This is a genomic window from Sphingomonas sp. P4_G3 (assembly GCF_056401105.1).
In genome coordinates this window covers 523,837-541,448 of record NZ_JBFUJZ010000003.1, presented here as the reverse complement: position 1 = coordinate 541,448, position 17,612 = coordinate 523,837, and the positions used below count along the sequence as shown (strand labels likewise).

18 protein-coding genes and 1 tRNA gene are annotated in these 17,612 nt (G+C 65.3%); 13 read left to right on the top strand and 6 right to left on the bottom strand.

Features of this window, described 5'->3' with window-relative positions; all coding sequences use genetic code 11:
- Nucleotides 1-105: 105 nt before the first annotated feature.
- Both AC1DQQ_RS10730 and AC1DQQ_RS10725 read right to left on the bottom strand, forming a co-directional pair.
- On the bottom strand, nucleotides 106-891 hold the full coding sequence (locus AC1DQQ_RS10730; protein WP_478041483.1) for a DUF72 domain-containing protein: 786 nt from the start codon (nucleotides 889-891) through the stop codon (nucleotides 106-108).
- A gap of 17 nt (nucleotides 892-908) precedes the next feature.
- Entirely contained in the window at nucleotides 909-1,091 is a 183-nt protein-coding gene (locus AC1DQQ_RS10725; RefSeq protein ID WP_478043349.1) for a KTSC domain-containing protein, read from the bottom strand.
- Between the two features lie 189 nt (nucleotides 1,092-1,280).
- On the opposite strand from AC1DQQ_RS10725, the gene AC1DQQ_RS10720 reads away from it, so the two are divergent.
- From AC1DQQ_RS10720 to AC1DQQ_RS10675, 10 genes are all read left to right on the top strand, one after another.
- Entirely contained in the window at nucleotides 1,281-1,598 is a 318-nt protein-coding gene (locus tag AC1DQQ_RS10720; protein ID WP_478031187.1) for a TrbC/VirB2 family protein, read from the top strand.
- A 3-nt stretch (nucleotides 1,599-1,601) separates the two neighbouring features.
- Nucleotides 1,602-1,889, top strand: coding sequence for a VirB3 family type IV secretion system protein (locus tag AC1DQQ_RS10715; protein ID WP_066821144.1), 288 nt, complete (start codon nucleotides 1,602-1,604; stop codon nucleotides 1,887-1,889).
- Nucleotides 1,868-4,240: a VirB4 family type IV secretion/conjugal transfer ATPase gene (locus AC1DQQ_RS10710; RefSeq protein ID WP_478031185.1), complete on the top strand. Its 2,373-nt coding sequence runs from the start codon at nucleotides 1,868-1,870 to the stop codon at nucleotides 4,238-4,240. The genes AC1DQQ_RS10715 and AC1DQQ_RS10710 overlap by 22 nt, the downstream gene beginning before the upstream one ends.
- Nucleotides 4,240-5,511, top strand: coding sequence for a type IV secretion system protein (locus AC1DQQ_RS10705; RefSeq protein WP_478041553.1), 1,272 nt, complete (start codon nucleotides 4,240-4,242; stop codon nucleotides 5,509-5,511). The genes AC1DQQ_RS10710 and AC1DQQ_RS10705 overlap by 1 nt, the downstream gene beginning before the upstream one ends.
- Nucleotides 5,508-6,320 (top strand): VirB8 family type IV secretion system protein, encoded by an 813-nt coding sequence (locus AC1DQQ_RS10700; protein WP_478031183.1) that lies wholly within the window; start codon nucleotides 5,508-5,510, stop codon nucleotides 6,318-6,320. The genes AC1DQQ_RS10705 and AC1DQQ_RS10700 overlap by 4 nt, the downstream gene beginning before the upstream one ends.
- A 17-nt stretch (nucleotides 6,321-6,337) precedes the next feature.
- Nucleotides 6,338-7,003 carry a TrbG/VirB9 family P-type conjugative transfer protein gene (locus AC1DQQ_RS10695; RefSeq protein WP_478031181.1) on the top strand — a complete coding sequence of 222 codons (666 nt, stop codon included), beginning with the start codon at nucleotides 6,338-6,340 and terminating at the stop codon, nucleotides 7,001-7,003.
- Nucleotides 7,003-8,112, top strand: coding sequence for a TraB/TrbI/VirB10 family type IV secretion system protein (locus AC1DQQ_RS10690; protein WP_478045149.1), 1,110 nt, complete (start codon nucleotides 7,003-7,005; stop codon nucleotides 8,110-8,112). Before AC1DQQ_RS10695 ends, AC1DQQ_RS10690 begins: the two co-directional genes overlap by 1 nt.
- A 50-nt stretch (nucleotides 8,113-8,162) precedes the next feature.
- Entirely contained in the window at nucleotides 8,163-9,092 is a 930-nt protein-coding gene (gene virB11, locus AC1DQQ_RS10685) for a P-type DNA transfer ATPase VirB11 (protein ID WP_478031177.1), read from the top strand.
- 133 nt (nucleotides 9,093-9,225) lie between these two features.
- Complete coding sequence (locus AC1DQQ_RS10680) at nucleotides 9,226-9,606, top strand: VOC family protein (RefSeq protein WP_478041485.1); 381 nt, start codon at nucleotides 9,226-9,228, stop codon at nucleotides 9,604-9,606.
- Nucleotides 9,607-9,925: 319 nt separating this feature from the next.
- Nucleotides 9,926-10,375 (top strand): dienelactone hydrolase family protein, encoded by a 450-nt coding sequence (locus AC1DQQ_RS10675; RefSeq protein WP_478031173.1) that lies wholly within the window; start codon nucleotides 9,926-9,928, stop codon nucleotides 10,373-10,375.
- Between the two features lie 220 nt (nucleotides 10,376-10,595).
- Here the strand turns inward: AC1DQQ_RS10675 and AC1DQQ_RS10670 are convergent.
- Nucleotides 10,596-10,670: transfer RNA gene (locus AC1DQQ_RS10670), tRNA-Gly, on the bottom strand.
- A 172-nt stretch (nucleotides 10,671-10,842) separates the two neighbouring features.
- Here AC1DQQ_RS10670 and AC1DQQ_RS10665 point away from each other — a divergent pair.
- Entirely contained in the window at nucleotides 10,843-11,739 is an 897-nt protein-coding gene (locus AC1DQQ_RS10665) for a tetratricopeptide repeat protein (protein ID WP_478031377.1), read from the top strand.
- Nucleotides 11,736-12,350, top strand: coding sequence for an LON peptidase substrate-binding domain-containing protein (locus tag AC1DQQ_RS10660; RefSeq protein ID WP_478031172.1), 615 nt, complete (start codon nucleotides 11,736-11,738; stop codon nucleotides 12,348-12,350). The genes AC1DQQ_RS10665 and AC1DQQ_RS10660 overlap by 4 nt, the downstream gene beginning before the upstream one ends.
- 64 nt (nucleotides 12,351-12,414) lie before the next feature.
- On the opposite strand, the gene AC1DQQ_RS10655 is transcribed toward AC1DQQ_RS10660, so the two are convergent.
- From AC1DQQ_RS10655 to AC1DQQ_RS10645, 3 genes are all read right to left on the bottom strand, one after another.
- The gene (locus AC1DQQ_RS10655) at nucleotides 12,415-12,579 is read right to left on the bottom strand and encodes a hypothetical protein (RefSeq protein ID WP_478045148.1); all 165 of its coding nucleotides are present in this window, start codon (nucleotides 12,577-12,579) and stop codon (nucleotides 12,415-12,417) included.
- A gap of 192 nt (nucleotides 12,580-12,771) precedes the next feature.
- Nucleotides 12,772-13,749: an agmatine deiminase family protein gene (locus AC1DQQ_RS10650; protein ID WP_478045147.1), complete on the bottom strand. Its 978-nt coding sequence runs from the start codon at nucleotides 13,747-13,749 to the stop codon at nucleotides 12,772-12,774.
- On the bottom strand, nucleotides 13,746-15,389 hold the full coding sequence (locus AC1DQQ_RS10645) for a M28 family metallopeptidase (protein WP_478045146.1): 1,644 nt from the start codon (nucleotides 15,387-15,389) through the stop codon (nucleotides 13,746-13,748). Before AC1DQQ_RS10645 ends, AC1DQQ_RS10650 begins: the two co-directional genes overlap by 4 nt.
- Nucleotides 15,390-15,608: 219 nt before the next feature.
- Here AC1DQQ_RS10645 and AC1DQQ_RS10640 point away from each other — a divergent pair, with 219 nt between their 5' ends.
- Nucleotides 15,609-17,603, top strand: coding sequence for an alpha/beta hydrolase family protein (locus tag AC1DQQ_RS10640; protein ID WP_478045145.1), 1,995 nt, complete (start codon nucleotides 15,609-15,611; stop codon nucleotides 17,601-17,603).
- Nucleotides 17,604-17,612 lie beyond the last annotated feature (9 nt).

Sequence of the window (17,612 nt, the reverse complement as noted above, 5' to 3'; positions counted from 1 at the left end):
CACATCCAACCATCACACCCGCTGTGTTGCGCTGCTCGATCAGGAGCTGGGTCCCCGCTTGCGCGGGGATGACGGGTGGTGGGACGAGCGGAATATTGCGGAATATTAGACCCGCTCGATCAACGCCTGCGCAGCCGCCGGCGCGCGGACCTTGGCGCCGTTGATCATGAAGATGAAGGTATCGCGCGGCTTCTTCGGCGCCGGATCGGCGGCATAAGGCAGCCCCTTGGGCGATCCGCCCGCCGCCCAGTCCTTCGCCACCACCGCCCAATGGTCGAGCGCGTCGGAGGAATAACCTTGCGGCTCTTCCTCCACCGCATTTTCGAGCCGCGCATAGACGAAGTCGCCGGTCACATCGGCAATCGCCGGATAATCGGCCGATTCGGCATAGACGATCGCGACCCCGGCCTCGCGGCACAGATCGACGAATTCGGGGACGTGGAAACTGTCGTGCCGGACCTGCACCGCGTGACGTAGCGCGACGCCGTCATGGCTCGCCGGCAGCAGTTTCAGGAACGCGCCGAAATCGTCCGAGTCGAATTTCTTGGTCGCCATGAACTGCCACAGGATCGGGCCGAGCTTGGGACCAAGTTCGACGATCCCCTGGCCGACGAACCGCGCGATCGATTCGCCGCCTTCGGCCAGCACCTTGCGGTTGGTGCAGAAACGCGATGCCTTGACGGTGAAAACGAAGTCGTCTGGCACGACTTCCGCCCAGCCGGCGAAGGTCGCCGGCTTGAACCCCGAATAATAGGTGCCATTGATCTCGATCGCGGTGAGTTGGCGCGAGGCATATTCAAGCTCACGTTTTTGGGGCCATTTTTCGGGAAAAAAGGTTCCGCGCCAGGGCTCGTAGGTCCAGCCGCCGATTCCGATTCGTATAGTCGCCATGAGGGGGAGGATATCGCTCAACGTTGCACGAAGCGATAGCGGTCGCGGATGCGGCGGTTGAAGAATCCGCCCTTGGACGTCGCGCGGCGCATTGCCTCGACGACGCATTCGGGCACGTCGAGATACGAATAAAGCCGCCCGTTGACGAAGCGAATATCGAGCCGATGTGCTGCCTCATTATAGTCGAAAGAGCGTATCACGCTGGAGGGCATGGCTTTTCAACGCATTAGGGCGAAACGCGTTTCATGTAGCGAAGGGCGCACCGCTTGAAACGCGATGCGCGCTGGTGCACACCCGCGACTCGGGTGCGGGGGGCGCCTGTCGCCGCGAATCCGCGGCTGCATGCGCCATCGACCCGCCCAGGCGAGAGGTAAGGCGTGTTGCGTTTGATGAAGTCCCGGATTGCACAATTGCTGGTCGCCCTTGGCGCCACGATCAACGCCAGTGTCGCCTATGCACAGGATACGGTGGGCGACCCCGCCGGATCGGGCGTATTGGTCTCCGCGGTGCGCTGGTTGCAAGGCACGTTGCTCGGCACCGTCGCCACCGTGGTTGCGATCATCGCGGTCGCCGCGGTCGGGTTCATGATGCTGACCGGGCGGATCAACTGGCGGTACGGCGCGACCGTCATCGTCGGCTGCTTCATCCTGTTCGGTGCCGCCTCGATCGTCGCGGGTATCCAGTCCACCGCCACTCTGGGCAATTGAGCCATGGCCGAAGGGCTCGATCGCGATCCCTTGTTCGTCGCATTGACGCGACCGCAGATGTTCGCGGGCGTGACCTATAGCTATTTCGTCGTCAACGGCGTGGTCGCGACCGAATTGTTCCTGATCTTCCATTCGATCTGGGTGCTGGCCGCCGCCGCCCTGATCCACGTCGTCGGCATGATCCTGTGCGTGCGCGAGCCGCGCTTTTTCGACTTGTGGCTGGCCAAGGTCAGCCGCTGTCCGCGCGTGCGCAATTATTCGATCTGGCGATGCAACTCCTACCGCCCCTGACCAACGACCGACGAGCCGTCGTGCGCGAGAAAGCGGCCGGGGCGCATCTTCCCTATGCACGGCACGTCGACGATCACACGATCGAGACCCGCGATGGCTTGCTGATGCAAGTGATCCAGCTACGCGGGCTGTTGTTCGAAACTGCCGACACCGACGAGATCAATTACCGCAAGTCGTTGCGCGATGCGATGCTGCAGGCGATCGGATCGTCGCGCTTCGCGGTCTATCATCACGTCATCCGACGCGAGGCCGACGCCGAGATGTCGGACAAATTCCCCGACGATTTCTCGACCCGGCTCGATGCCGCGTGGCGCGCGCGGCTGTCGGCGCGGCGGCTTTACGTCAACGACATCTTCCTGACGCTGGTGCGGCGCCCGATGCAGGGTCGAGTCGGAGTCGCCGACCGTATTCGCGGCTGGTTCGGCAGCACCGGGGTCGACCCCGACGTGACGCGCAGCCACGAAGTACATCAGCTCGACACCGCGCGCGATGCCTTGCTGGCGCAGCTCGGCAGCTATGATCCGCGCTTGCTGTCGGTCTATGAGACAAAGGCGGGCTTCTGTTCGGAGCCGCTCGAATTCCTGTCGGCGCTGTACAATGCCGAGATGCGTCCGGTGCTGATGCCGATGCAGGATGTCGGCGGCTATCTGCCCTATCGCCGGATCAGCTTCGGCGAGGAGACGGTGGAGCTCGGCCCGGCGGGCAATACCGAGCGCAGCTTCGTCGGCATGGTGTCGATCAAGGATTATCCCGCGCAGACCGCGCCGGGAATGCTCGACGAATTGCTGCGGCTGCCGTTCGAGATCACCGTGTCGCAATCGTTCGGGTTCGTCGATCGCCAGGCCGCGCTCGGGAAGATGAACCTGGCGCTGCGGCGGATGCGCTCGGCCGAGGACGAGGCGGTCAGCCTGCGCGGCGAACTCTCCAATGCCAAGGACGATGTCGCCGCCGGGCGCGCCGGGTTCGGCGAGCATCACATGACGGTTGCGGTGCACGGCGACACGATCGAGGAGGTCAATGCCGGGGTCGCCGAGGTGCAGGCGTCGATGTCTGACCTGGGGATCATCGCGGTGCGCGAGGAGATCGCGCTCGAGCCGGCTTTCTGGGCACAGTTCCCCGGCAATTTCAAATATATCGCGCGGCGCGGGCTGATCTCGACGGGCAATTTCGCCGGTTTCGCGTCGAGCCACAATTTTGCTCTGGGCAAGCCCGAGGCCAATCATTGGGGCCAGGCGGTCAGCCTGCTCGAGACCACCGCCGCCGGCCCCTATTATTTCAATTTCCATCAGGGCGATCTCGGCAATTTCACCGTCATCGGCCCGTCGGGATCGGGCAAGACGGTGGTGCTCAACTTCCTGCTCGCGCAAGCGCGCAAATTCCATCCGCGGATCATCTTCTTCGACAAGGATCGCGGCGCGGAATTGTTCATCCGCGCGATCGGCGGGCGCTATGACGTGCTGCGCCCCGACATGGCGGCGGGGCTCAACCCGCTCCAGCTCGATGACAGCCCGGCCAACCGCCAGTTCCTGATCGACTGGGTCGCGCAACTCGCAGGCGGCGCCGATATCGACGAGACCGCGCGGATCAAGGACGCGATCGACGCCAATTTCGCCCAGCCGATCGAGCATCGCCGGCTGCGTCACCTGGCCGAATTGTTCCGCGGCGGATCGCGGCCGACCGCCGCCGATCTTTATTCGCGCTTGCGCCCCTGGTGGGGCGACGGCGAGCGCGCCTGGCTGTTCGACAATGAGCGCGATTTGACCGATCTGTCGGCCACCTCGGTCGGGTTCGACATGACCCAGATCCTCGACGATCCCGCGGTGCGGACGCCGGCGATGATGTATCTGTTCCACCGCGTCGAGGAGCGGCTCGACGGATCGGCGGCGATCATCGTCGTCGACGAGGGGTGGAAGGCGCTCGACGACGAAGTGTTCGTGCGCCGCATCAAGGATTGGGAAAAGACGATCCGCAAAAGGAACGGCATCGTCGGTTTTGCGACGCAGAGCGCGCAGGACGCGCTCGAAAGCCGCATTGCCTCGGCGATCATCGAGCAGGCCGCGACGCAGATATTCATGACCAATCCCAAGGCGCGCGCCGCCGATTATATCGACGGCTTCGGGCTCACCCCGCACGAATACGAAATCGTCCGGACCTTGCCCGACGACGCGCATTGCTTCCTGATCAAGCACGGCAACGAGAGCGTCGTGGTGCGGCTCAATCTGACCGGCGAGCGCGATATCCTGACGATTCTGTCGGGGCGCGAGCGCACCGTGCGCCTGCTCGACGAGATCCGTGCGGAGAAGGGCGACGACCCCGCCGACTGGATCCCGCTTTTGCTGGAGCGCGCGTGATGCAGGTGGCGTGCCCGGCGATCAGCGATTCGCAATTCCTGTCGAGCGTGCTCGGCCATATCGATTGTCAGGCGCAGACCCTGGGCGCGGCCGGATATCAGGCGATGTCGGCGGGCGGATCGGCTTCGTCGATGATCCTGGGCGGCGTGCTGACGGTGTTCATCGCGCTGTTCGGTTATCGACTGATCCTGGGCGACACGCCCGATGTGCGCAGCGCCATCCTCACCGTGATCAAACTCGGCGTGGTGTTGCTGCTGGCGACAAGCTGGCCGGCGTTCCGCACGCTCGCTTATGACGTTGCGCTCAAGGGCCCGGCCGAACTCGCCGGTGCGGTTGGCGGCGCGTCGGGCCTGCCCGGCGCCGGTGGCGGGCTGGTCGCGCGATTGCAGGCGGTCGACGACGAGATCGCCGAGCTCAACGTCATCGGCACCGGACGCCCGCCCAATACAGATCTGGTCGCGGGGCCGGCCACGCAGCCGATGACGCCTGAGCAACAGGCGCAGGAGCGCCGCCGGTTACAGGGGCTGGCCAGCCATGCGCGTTGGGATCCGGCGCGCGACCTGTCGCTGCTGGGGAGTGCGCGGACCTTGTTCCTGGCGGGGACGATCGCCGCCTTTGCCAGCGTCCGGCTGATCGCCGGGCTGTTGCTCGCTTTGGGACCGCTGTTCGCGATCTTCCTGCTGTTTGAGGGCACGCGCGGGCTGTTCGAGGGCTGGGTGCGCGGCCTGGCCGGCGCGGCGCTGGGCGCGCTCGGCACCGCGATCGTGCTGGGGGTCGAACTCGCCTTGCTCGAACCCTGGATGGCCGCGGTGATGGAGTTGCGGCATCAGGAGATCGCGACACCAGCGGTCCCGGTCGAATTGCTCGCTTTGTCGCTGATCTTTGCGGTGACCTTGATCGCGGTGCTGGTCGCGGTCGCGCGCGTAGCGCAGGGATTCCGCATACCGTCGAGCTGGAAACAGGTTGGCGAGCGGGTCGCCACCGGCTTCGCCGACCGCGTGCCGGTGCTCGCCGGCGCGCGCGGCAATGAGGGGACGATCACCGACCAACGCTCGCGCGCCATCGCGATCGCCGATGCGGTGACCGCGACCCAGCGGCGCGAGAGCCATGCCAGCCAGCCGCCCGCCGCTTCGCTCGGGCGACCCGGGATAGTCCCCACCAACACGCGAGAGATCGCCGTTGCGGCTGCCGTGCCGCTCGGCCAGAGTTTCAGGAGGCGGACGCGGGGGCGCGTGTCGGCCGGAGCAACACGGCGGGATAGCAACAGATGAAACAGGCCGCGCGCGAATCGCTCGACGCTTATTATCGCGAGGCCGACAGCTGGGCCGACGATCGCCAGGACATGCTGCGCGCGTCGCGTCGCACGGCGTGGATCGTCGCTGGTGTCGCGGTGGCAATCGCCTTGTTCGAGGCGATCGCGCTGATCGTGCTGATGCCGCTGAAGACGGTCGTTCCCTATACGTTGCTGGTCGACAAGCAGACCGGCTATGTCCAGGAACTGAAGCCACTCGACGCCGAGAAGATCGCGCCCGACACCGCGCTGACCCAGTCGTTCCTGGTGCAATATGTCATCGCGCGCGAAAGCTACGATGCCGGCACGGTCCAGGCCAATTATCGCAAGGTGCAGACCTGGTCGGCCCAGGTCGCCAAGGCCGATTACGTCAACGGCATGCAGGCGGCCAATCCCGCCAGCCCGCTCAGCCGCTACCCAAGGTCGGTCGTCGACACGCGGGTCAAGAGCATCACCTCGATGGGCGGCAACGAAGCGTTGGTGCGGTTCGACACCGTGCGTCGCGATCCGGGTGGGCAGGCGCAGCCGGCCGAATCCTGGGTCGCGGTGATCAAATATCGCTTCTCGACCGGGCCGATGCGCGCCGAGGACCGCTTCATCAATCCGCTCGGCTTCCAGGTGTTCGGCTATAATCGCAGCCAGGAAAATCTCGCGCCCCAGCCGGCGCCGGCCACCTCCGTAGCGCCGCTGCCAGGATCGAGCCAACCGCAAGTGCTCGCCCCCGGCGCGCAACCGTCTCCCGGCGCATCACCATCGCGCCAGCCCAACGGCGTCGAGGTCACGCTTTGAGGTTTCTTGTCCCTCTGATGCTGACGATCGCGCTTGCCGTCGACCCGGCGCAGGCACAAGTCCGGCCACAGCCCGGCTCGGGCGATCCGCGCATCCAGACGGTGATGTACGATGCCGACCAGGTCGTCTCGCTGCAGGTGCCGGGCGGGTACGAGCTGACGGTCGAATTCGCCCCCGACGAGCGGATCGAGAATGTCGCGGTCGGCGATAGCGGAGCGTGGCAAGTCACTCCCAACAAGCGCGGCGACCGCCTGTTCCTCAAGCCACTGCAAGGCGTCACCACCAATATGACCGTGGTGACCGACGCACGTAGCTATGTGTTCGAGCTGTCGCCAGGCAGCGCCGGCAGCGCGCCGTTCATCGTCCGCTTCCGCTATCCGCCGCCGCCCGCGCCGGCCAATGCCGGACCCGCGCCGGTCGAAGCCGGCCGCTACAAGCTCGCCGGATCGGATGATGTGCGGCCGGACGCGATTTCCGACGATGGGTCGAAGACTTTCATCATGTGGCGTGACACACAGACCTTGCCGGCGGTGTTCGTGATCGACCGCGACGGCAAGGAGACGCTGGCCGACGGCGCGATGCGCGATGGGCGCTATGTGCTCGACAGCATCAACAACAAACTCGTGTTCCGGCTCGACAAGAAGATGGCTAGCGCGACGCGCGTGCCGCAGGTGGCGCGCTGATGGCGGTGGCGGGAAGCGATCCGCGCGCCACGCTGCCGCCGCTGGCCGATGTCGAGCCGAGCGCGCGCCCGGTCGTCGCGCGGCCCAGTGGCGGGCTGCCCAATTGGGTGATCGCGGTCGGCATCGTCGTCGCGGGCCTGATCCTGTTCCTGGTCCTCGAGACGCGCCGTCGCCAATTGTCGGCGCCGGCGACCCGCGTGCGCACTGCCGATCTGCGCAACGGCGCCGAACCGCCCCCGCTCTACGTCCCACCGGTGCCCGAGCCGGCGCCGACGGTGATCCCGCCACCACCTCCGCCGCCACCTCCGCCGCCACCGCCGCAACCGCGCGTCGTCTATGTCCCGGCGCCGCCGCCGCCCCAGCCGGTCGCGCCGCCGGCGCCACCGCCGCGCGCCTCGGCTGATCCGGTGCTCGTACTCGACACCACGGCCGGCGAGGCGATCGTTCCGACCGGGCCGGCCGGAGAAGGCAGCGCGGGCGCCGTCGCGACGGCTAATCCGGGTAGCGGAGGCAGCACGCTCGGCGGCCGGTCGCGCGCCTCGGTGCTGCGCAACCGCGCGACCACGGTGCCGCAAGGGACGCTGATCCCCGCGGTGCTGGAAACCGCGCTCGATTCCACCCGACCCGGTCCGGCGCGCGCGCTGGTGACGCGCGATGTCCGCGGGTTCGACGGCAGCAAGGTGCTGATCCCACGCGGCAGCCGGTTGATCGGCGAGTATAAGGCCGACTTGGAGCCCGGACAGAATCGCGCCTTGGTGATCTGGCAGCGGCTGGTCCGTCCCGACGGTGCGACGATCGAGCTCGCCTCGCCCTCGGCCGATCCGCTGGGACGCGTCGGCATCAAGGGCAAGGTCAACAGCCATTTCCTGCAGCGGTTCGGCAACGCGCTGCTGCAGACGTCGCTCAGTATCGGCACCGGGCTTGCCGCCGGTCTCGGCAGCAACAACAATGTCGCGGTGGTCGCTCTGCCCGGCGCGACCGGGACGGCAGCATCGTCGCTGGTCGGCAACCAGGACATCAAGCCGACCTTGCGCGTCAAGCAAGGCGTGTCGGTCAGCGTGTTCGTCGCCAAGGACCTCGATTTCACCGCGGTGGAGACGAAGCGATAGCCGCCAGCGATCCCATCTATCTCAAGAGCTATCTTGCCCCGTTGGGCGGGATGCTGGCGCGCGACGACGTCACTGACATCTATGTCAACCGGCCCGGCGAGATCTGGGTCGAGACATTGGGCGGCGCGACCGAGCGGCACGATGCGCCGGCGCTCGACCGCGCGACGCTCGATCGGCTGTCGCGCCAGATCGCTGCGCTGTCGCATCAGGGGATCAGTCGCGAGCACCCCCTTCTATCGGCGACCTTGCCCGACGGAGCGCGCGTCCAGGTCGTCGCCCCGCCGGCGACGCGCGGCGACCTGGCGCTGGCGATCCGCAAGCACGTCTCGCCCGACCTCAGCCTGTCGGATTATGTTTCGGCGGGATCGTTCGCCGAAACCAAGCGCGGCGATGTCGGCGGGCGCGCGCCGATCGACGTGGAATTGGCGCGGATGCTCGATGCCGGCGACGTGGCGGGAATGCTCGCGACCGCGGTCAAGGCGCGCAAGAACATCCTGGTGTCGGGCGGCACCTCGACCGGCAAGACGACCTTTCTCAACGCGCTGATCCGCGAGATTCCGTCGCACGAACGGCTGATCCTGATCGAGGATACGCCCGAACTGCATCTTGGCCACGCCAATGCTGTCGGCCTGCTCGCGGCGCGAAGCGCGCTGGGCGAGGCGCAGGTCACCGCCGACAGCCTGCTCGCCGCGTCGCTACGCATGCGCCCGGACCGCATCATCGTCGGCGAGTTGCGCGGACCCGAGGCCTACACCTTCCTGCGCGCGGTCAATACCGGCCATCCCGGCTCGATGACCACGGTCCATGCCGACAGCGCCGAGCGTGCGATCGAGCAGATCGCCTTGCTGGTGCTGCAGACCGGCACCCGGCTGGGGCGCGAGGACGTGCATCATTATGTCCGCAGCACGGTCGACGTCTTCGTCCAACTGGCGCGAACCGGCGGGCGGCGCCATGTCGCCGAGGTCGTGCTGGCGCGGTAGAAAGGGCACCGGCGACATCGAGATTGTCGAGCCTGGCCATTTGCGCTCGAGCTATTTCGGCCGGGAAAGACCCGCCCGGCCGCGGGCGTCCAGAGGACATTGCGTCCAAGACCCAAGCCTTTAGGGTGACGGCATGATCGACCACGTGTCCGTTCCGGTCGGCGATCTTGTTGCCGCAATCGCATTCTACGAGCGAGTTCTGGCGCCCCTTGGCCTTTCACGTCTCGTAACGCGCGACGAGACGGCAGGTTTTGGCAAGCGATACCCTGAATTCTGGCTCAACAAGCGCAGCACCCGCCACCATGATGTCAATCCTGGCGCACATGTCGCCTTGCGGGCCGCCAGCGAGCAGTCGGTACGTGAATTCCATTCCTTGGCTATGGCGAATGGCGCGACCGATGCCGGAATGCCCGGCCCTAGGGATGCCGCGCTGACCACCTATTTCGGCGCATTCATCATCGATCCCGATGGCAACAAGATTGAGGCAATCACCTTCCCGTCTATTTCGGAATGATTGGCTCTTCGGTCATCCGTTTATGATGGTCACAGCCTAGTGCGGCCATGGCAGCAGCAATCCGGTCGTTGTGAGGCGCCGTATCGGGGTCTTCTCCAAGACAATCAATACGTTGGTGAAGCGGAAGCGCTCCGGTCGCCGATAATGAAGATCTGGTAGTCGACAGGCGGATAGCAGGATTGTCTTGCGACGGCGCACTTACTGCCGTCCAACGCCCGACGACTGAGCAAAGCCACTATGCCCCAAGCATTCATATTGGTTGTATTGGCGACGACGGCGGATTATCGTGTCGGTAAATAGGGCTTTAGGGGGTTTCGACATGGGCGTTTCGCACTCCAATTCGGTCAGCCGCCGCGGCATCATGAGCCGGGTGGCTGCCGTCGCTGCCGCGGGAATGGTGGCACCGGCCTTGACTCCGGTGGCGCGTGCCGCCGGGTCGGATGACGGGCTGAAGACATTCAAGGGCCGGTACGCACTACGCGGTGGCCGCATCATCGACGGCTATTTCGTCGCACCCAGCAATAGCTCCTACCTCGATGTGGTTGTCGTGCTGCATGGCGAGAACGGTTTCGACGCTGGCGCGCGCGCGCTGGCGCACTACCATGCCCGTGCTGGCAAGCTGGCGATCGTGCCCGACATGCCCGCGACCTATCGCGGTGTCGCTGCGCTCGCGGGACGCGATGCGCACGTCGCCGATATCAAGGGGCTGCGCGACGCTTTCGGCCGCCATCTGCGTGGCAACGGCAAGGTCGAGTTCGTCTCCGCCTGAGGTCGGCGCCGCTCTGCTGCGAAAGGGCTGCTGGACACGTCCGGCGGCCTTTTTCGTGTGCGGGGGTATCGGGCTGCGGGGCCCGGCTTAAGGACGGAGCGCCAACAAAAGACTCGGGGGTTCCGGCGTGGCAAAGCCGCGTCGTCGGTCATGGCTGCGCCATGCCGGCCGGTTCGCTGCGATTACGCTGATTAGCTGCCGCTAATCAGCGGCAGCGAACTGGAGCGGGCGAAGGGATTCGAACCCTCGACCCCAACCTTGGCAAGGTTGTGCTCTACCCCTGAGCTACGCCCGCTCTGGCGCCGGCCCGTGAAGCCACGGGCGGGTAAGGAGCGGGGCCATTAGCAGCGCTCCCGCGGGTCCGCAACCCCCTGTTGCAACCCGATCGAAAAGCCTTGGCTTCGCGGCGCTAGCGCCCACATAAGGGCCTTTATCGCTGACGGAGAAGAGACTTGGCTACGCTTGGAATGACCCCGGAGCAAAAGGAAGCCGTCGAGGCATTCCGCCGGGACGTGGTCGAACCGTCGATGAGCAAGCTGGTGATCATCGACTTCTGGGCGGAATGGTGCGGGCCGTGCAAAGCGCTGAGCCCGGTGCTGGAAAAGGTCGCCGCCGATTATGCCGACAAGGGCGTCGTGCTGGCCAAGGTCGATACCGACAAGAACCAGTTCATCGCCGCGCAATTCCAGATCAAGTCGATCCCGACCGTCTATGCGATGTTCCAGGGGCAGTTGATCGCCGACCTGACCAGCGCGCGGACCGAATCGCAATTGAAGGCGATGCTCGACCAGGTGCTTCGCCAATTGCCGGTCGAGAGCGCGGAGGCGCAGCAGGAAGCCGAGATCGAACCATTGGTCGCGGCCGCCGAGCAGATTTTGCACGATGGCGACGCGGAGCGCGCTTTGTCCTATTTCGAGCAGATCGCCGAGATCGCGCCGGATCATCCCGAAGTGGTGTCGGGCCGTGTCCGCGCGCTGGTCTCGCTCGGCCGGCTGGACGACGCCGAGGCAGTGCTCGCCGCCCTGCCCGAAGACGCGGCCAAGGGCGCGGAGATCGATCGCGCCCGCGCTGCGCTCGATCTCGCACGCTCGGCTCCGCCCGCGGAGGATTTGGCGCCATTGATTGCGGCAGCGGAAGCCGATCCGGACAATCTGCAGGCGCGGTTCGATTTGGCCAATGCGCAAATGGCAGCCGGGCAGCGCGATGCCGCCGCCGATTCGTTCCTGGCGATCGTCGCCAAGGATCGCGCCTGGAATGACGGCGCGGCGCGCGCGCAATTCCTGAAGTTGCTCGAAGTGGTCGGGCTGGAGGATCCCTGGGTGTCGGCGCAGCGCCGCCGGCTGTCGGCGATCTTGTTTACGTGACGACGACGCGGCTCTCGATCTTCCCGCTGGCGGGAGCGTTGCTGTTTCCGCGGATGCATCTGCCGCTGCATATCTTCGAGCCGCGCTATTGCGCGATGGTGTCGGACGCGATGGCGCGCGACCGCCGCATCGGGATGATCCAGCCGCGCGGCGATGGCGATCCTCCGCCGCTATTCGATCTGGGCTGTGTCGGCCGCATCGCCGAGGTCGAGGCGCTCGACGACGGCCGTTACAATATCGTGCTCGAAGGGACGTCGCTGTTCCGAGTCGCGCGCGAGTTGGAAGTCACAACGCCGTTCCGTCAGGTCGAGGCCGAATTGATCCCGCTGCCGCACGAATCGGAGACGCTGTCCTTGGGGCATCGCGCCGCGCTGGAAACCGAATCGCGGCGCTTCGCCGATGCGCAGGGCTATGCGGTCGACTGGGATTCGGTGGCGCGGCTCGACGATGAGGCGTTGGTCAATGGCATCGCCCAGATCGCGCCGTTCGACGCGGCGGCCAAGCAGGCGCTGCTCGAGGCCACCGACCTCGCCGCACGCGCCGAGCTGACCGTGCAATTGATGCAATTCTTCGGCCGCCACGATGGCGAGGATCGCGTCACGCTGCAATAGAATGGCCTGGCCGCACTGCGCCTCCGCAGAGGTGAGGAAGCCATCGCGCGACTGATGTAAACGCCTAACGCGCGGAGCAGGTTGAGGCGTTGCCGATCTTGTAGCTCACGAAGACATTCGTGCGCCCTTCCTGCCGATCGATCACGACCTTCATGAACTTGGGCTGCGCAATGAATGTCAGGTTGCGATAATCGGCGAATTTCGCCTGGGTGTCGTTGAACAGCGCCATGCCGGCCCGCGCCGCTTCGATCCGATAGAAAGCGACGACGCTGGCGATCGGCGCATCGGCGGATAGGTGACAGCGGACGTAACACCCCTTGCGTTCGGGCGCCGCGACGATGTGCGCTGGCGCATAGGGTGCGCCGAGACCGAGGCTGGCAGGGCAACGAACGTGGCGGCGAGGAGGATCATCGCGCTGATCTCAAATCGGTATCTGCTGCGAGATACAGTGGAAGCTGCCGCCGCCGGTCAGGATATGGTCGGCGCGTAGACCGACGGTCTTGCGTCCCGGGAACAGCGCGCCGATCGCCTCGACCGCCGTGTCGTCATTTTCGGTGCCGTAGAGCGGCACCACCACGCTGGCATTGCCGATATAGAAGTTCATATAGCTCGCCGGGATGATCTCGTCGTCGCGCAGCACGCGGCCAGGGGACGGCACCGGCACCACCTCGATATCGCCATGCTGGAGCGCGCGCGCGGTGGCGCGTTGATAGACTTGCCAATTGGGGTCGTTCTCGCTCGCTTCGGGAATCGCCAGCCGCCGTGTGCCGACGAAGCGCGCGAGATTATCGACATGCCCGTCGGTATGGTCGTTGAGCAAGCCGTCGCCGAGCCACAGCACTTCGCTATAGCCGAGATCGCGATGGAGCAGTTCCTCGATCTCGGTGCGCGACGTGGATCCGTTGCGGTTGCGATTGAGCAGGCATTGTTCGGTGGTTACCACCAACCCCTCGCCATCGCCGTCGATCGCGCCGCCCTCGAGCACCCAGTTGAAGGTCTCGACCGTCTTGCCGCGCGCCTCGGCCAGCCGCGCGCCGATATCGTCGTCGCCGGGCAAGTCATATTTGCCGCCCCAGCCGTTGAACTGGAAATCGGCTGCCACCCCGTCGCCGCGGATGATCGGCCCGGTGTCGCGCAACCAGATGTCGCCGAACGGCTGGATCACGACCTTGGCGATGTCGCCCGCGCGGCGCCGCGCGGCGGCGGCGGCCTCTTCGTCGGCGGCGACCAGCAGCACTTGTTCGCCTTTGCCATCGGCATGGATGGCGCGCGCGAAGGCGGTCACTTCGTCACGCGCGGGTTCGAGATCGAGTTCCCACAATTCGGGGTGGCTGGGAAATCCGATCCACACCGCCTTGTGCGGCGCCCATTCGGGCCGGGGAGGGGCAATCTTGATCATTGGCCAGCGCGCGCCCCGGCGCGGGACCGGTCGCGGATCGCGCGGAATTCGGCTGTCTTGTACCAATTCGGCCAGACCGGCGTGTCGGCGAGCCGGCGCCCGAGCTGGTAATAAAGCGTCAGATCCTGCACCGCGCCCGCCCAGTTCCAATTGGGGTCATATTCGTCCTGCGGCTCGTGGTAGCGGTTCTCGATATAATCGAGCACTGCGGCGTGCCCCTTGGCAACGCCGCCATCGGCCAGATCCTCGCCCGACCCGCCGTCGAACATCGGCACGCCCAATTTGGCGAAGCTGAAATGGTCCGAGCGGAAATAGCCGCCGCGTTCGGGATTGGGTTCGGGCTTCATCACCCGGCCCTGCGCCTCGACCAGCGGCTTCATCAGATCCTCAAGCTCCGATTTGCCCCAGCCCGTGACGACGAAATCCTTCGCCGGCCCGATCACGTTCAATCCGTCCATGTTGACCCCGCCGACCGTCTTGGCGAGCGGGAAGATCGGGTGCTCGGCATAATATTTCGACCCGAGCAGTCCCGATTCCTCGGCAGTGACCGACAGGAAAACCATCGTTCTTTTGGCCGGACCGGCCTTGGCCTGCGCTTCCGCCAGCGCGATCAGCCCGGCCGAGCCCGAGGCATTGTCGAGCGCGCCGTTGCAGATGTCGTCGCCCTTGACCGGGGTGCAATGGCCGAGATGGTCCCAATGCGCCGAATAGATCACCGTCTCGTCGGGCTTTTCGGTCCCCGGCAGGATGCCGATGACGTTCTTCGATGCCTGGCGTTTGATCGTATTGGTGAAGCCGACCGAGAATTTGATCCCCAGCGGGACGGCCTTGAACCCCTTGACCTTGGCCGCCGCCTGAAGCTGATCGAAATCCTTCCCCGCGCTGGCGAACACCTGTTTGGCCTTGGCGAGCTGCATCCAGCCGATCGCCTGGCTCTGGTCCATATGATCGCCTTTTTCATCGAGCTCGAGCTGCGCGCCCGACCAGCTCGACCGTACCACGCCCCAGCCGTACGCGGCGGGATCGGTATCGTGGACGATGATGACGGCGGCGGCGCCTTCGCGCGCGGCTTCCTCGAACTTGTAGGTCCAGCGGCCGTAATAGGTCATCGCCTTGCCTTCGAAGAGGCCTTGATTGTTGGGCGCCTGCCAATCGGGGTCGTTGACCAGCACGACCACCGTCTTGCCCTTCACATCGACGCCGGCATAATCGTTCCAGCCCTTTTCGGGGGCGTTGATGCCATAACCGACGAACACGACGTCCGAGTTGCGGATGTCGATCTTCGGCGTCACGCGATAGGTCGAGACCACCATATCGTCGCGATAGGTCAGGCTGACCGGTGCCTTGCCGCCGGTGAAGGTCATCGGCGTCATGTTCTCGGCGGTCAGCTGGACCATCGGCACGTCCTGGAACCAGCTGCCTTCATTGCCGGGTTTCAGCCCCGCCGCCTTCATCCGCTCGACCATATAGGCGACCGTCTTGTCCTCGGCGGGCGTGGTCGGCGCGCGTCCCTCGAACGCATCGGAAGACAAGGTTTTGGTGACGTCCTTGAGCGTGTCGACCGAGATGGCGGGGGTGCTCGACTGGGCAAGCGCGGGCGTTGCGGCCAGGACGGCAAGAGAGAGGACGAGACGGCGCATCGGCGACCTTTCGCTAGGGTTGGCCGCTGTCTGGCAGCGCCCCGCCAAGGGCGCAAGCCGGACTATCATCGCCGACCATCGTGGCCTCACGGCCGGTCGGCGCGCGTCGGTCCACTGTTTGGTCCACAACGGAGCAAAAGGGTTGCCACCGGGCGCGCCTTTCCTTGCGAAGTCCGGCGTCATCGTTATTCATCGTGCGATCAAGGGGTTGGGGGACTTATGCGGATATGGGGCTTGGCGGCGGCATTGGGCCTGACGCCCATCGCTATCACGGCAGCCGCGGCACAGGATGCACCTGCCAAATCTTCCAATGACCTGGCTGTCGCATTCGGCGCGCGCGAGGCGGTGCGGCAGATCAGCCTGTCGCCGGACGGCACCAAGGTGGCGATCATCCAGCCGACCAAAGGCCGGGGCTCGGCGCTGATGATCGGTGACCTGGTCAAGGGTGGCGAGTTGAAGGCTATCGTCACCTCGACCGGCAATCCGGACCAGCTGGGCGATTGCCACTGGTCGACCGACACGCGGCTGATCTGCCGCATTGTCATCACTACCAACATCAATGGCGATCGGCTGGGTTTCTCCCGGATTATCGCGGTCGATTCGGATGGCAAGAATCTCAAGCTGCTGAGCGCGCGGACCAGCGACCGCTCGCTGGGGCTGATGCAAAACGGCGGCTCGCTGATCGACTGGGGCGCCGGAGGCAATGGGTCGGCATTGATGACGCGGCTTTTCGTCCCCGAATCGTCGACCGGTACGCACATCGCCGAGAGCCAATCGGGATTGGGGGTCGAATTGATCGATACGACCTCGCTGTCGCGCAAGCAGGTCGAGCCGGCGCGCGACGGTGCGGTCGACTATATCAGCGACGGTCGGGGTAACGTCCGCGTGATGGGCATCCGACCGAAGACCAGTTCGGGGTACGATTCGGACAAGATCATCTATTCCTACCGGACCTCCGACAGCCGAACGTGGAAGCCGCTCACGACGGGAACGTCCGTCGCCGGTCAGGCGGCGGGTTTCCTGCCTTACGCCGTCGATCCGGCGCTCAATGTGGCCTATGGATTCGAAAATCAGGATGGGCGCGCCGCGCTCTACAGCGTCGCGCTCGACGGCAGCCTGACCAAGAAGCTGGTGCTGTCGCGGCCGGATGTCGATGTCGACGATCTCGTCGAAGTGGGTCGGCAGAATCGCGTGGTCGGCGCCACCTATGTCACTGATCGCCGCGAGGCGGTGTTCTTCGACCCCCCACTGAAGGCGCTGCGTATTGCGCTGGGCAAGGCGTTGCCGGGCAAGATCATCACCTTCATCGACGCCAGCGCCGACGAGAGCAAGTTGCTGATGTTCGCCTACAGCGATCTCGATCCCGGACGCTATTATGTGTTCGACAAGAAGACGAGATCGATGGCGGAAGTTCTGTCGTCGCGGCCCGACCTGGACAGCGTCAAGCTCGCGACGGTGAAGCCGGTTACCTACCAAGCCGCGGACGGCACCAGCATTCCCGCTTTTCTGACTCTTCCCGCTGGCAGCGACGGCAAAAACCTGCCCGCGATCGTGATGCCGCATGGCGGGCCAAGCGCGCGCGACGAATGGGGTTTCGATTGGCTCGCGCAATATTTCGTGGCGCGTGGCTATGTCGTTATCCAACCCAATTTCCGTGGATCGACCGGCTATGGCGACGCCTGGTATCAGAAGAACGGATTCCAGTCGTGGCGGACCTCGATCGGCGACGTGAACGATGCCGGACGCTGGCTGGTGAAATCCGGCATCGCCGATCCCAGAAAACTTGCGATCGTCGGCTGGTCTTACGGCGGCTATGCCGCGTTGCAATCGGCGGTGCTCGACCCCGATCTGTTCAAGGCCATCGTCGCGATCGCGCCGGTCACCGACTTGGACGCGCTACGAGACGAGTCGCGCGACTTCACCAATTTCCCTCAGGTCGATGCGCAGATCGGCCACGGTCCGTGGATCGCCGAAGGGTCGCCGGCGCGCAATGCGGGCAAGATCAAGGCGCCTGTGCTGCTGTTCCACGGGGATCGCGACACCAACGTCGGGATCGGCGAGTCGCGATTGATGGCCGGCAAGATCAAAAGCGCGGGTGGCAAGGTTGAATTCGTCGAGTTCAAGGGGCTCGACCATCAACTCGATGACGATACGGCGCGCACGACGATGCTTGGCAAGGCCGACGCTTTCCTGCGCAACGCGATGGGGTTGTAGCGCGGCGTT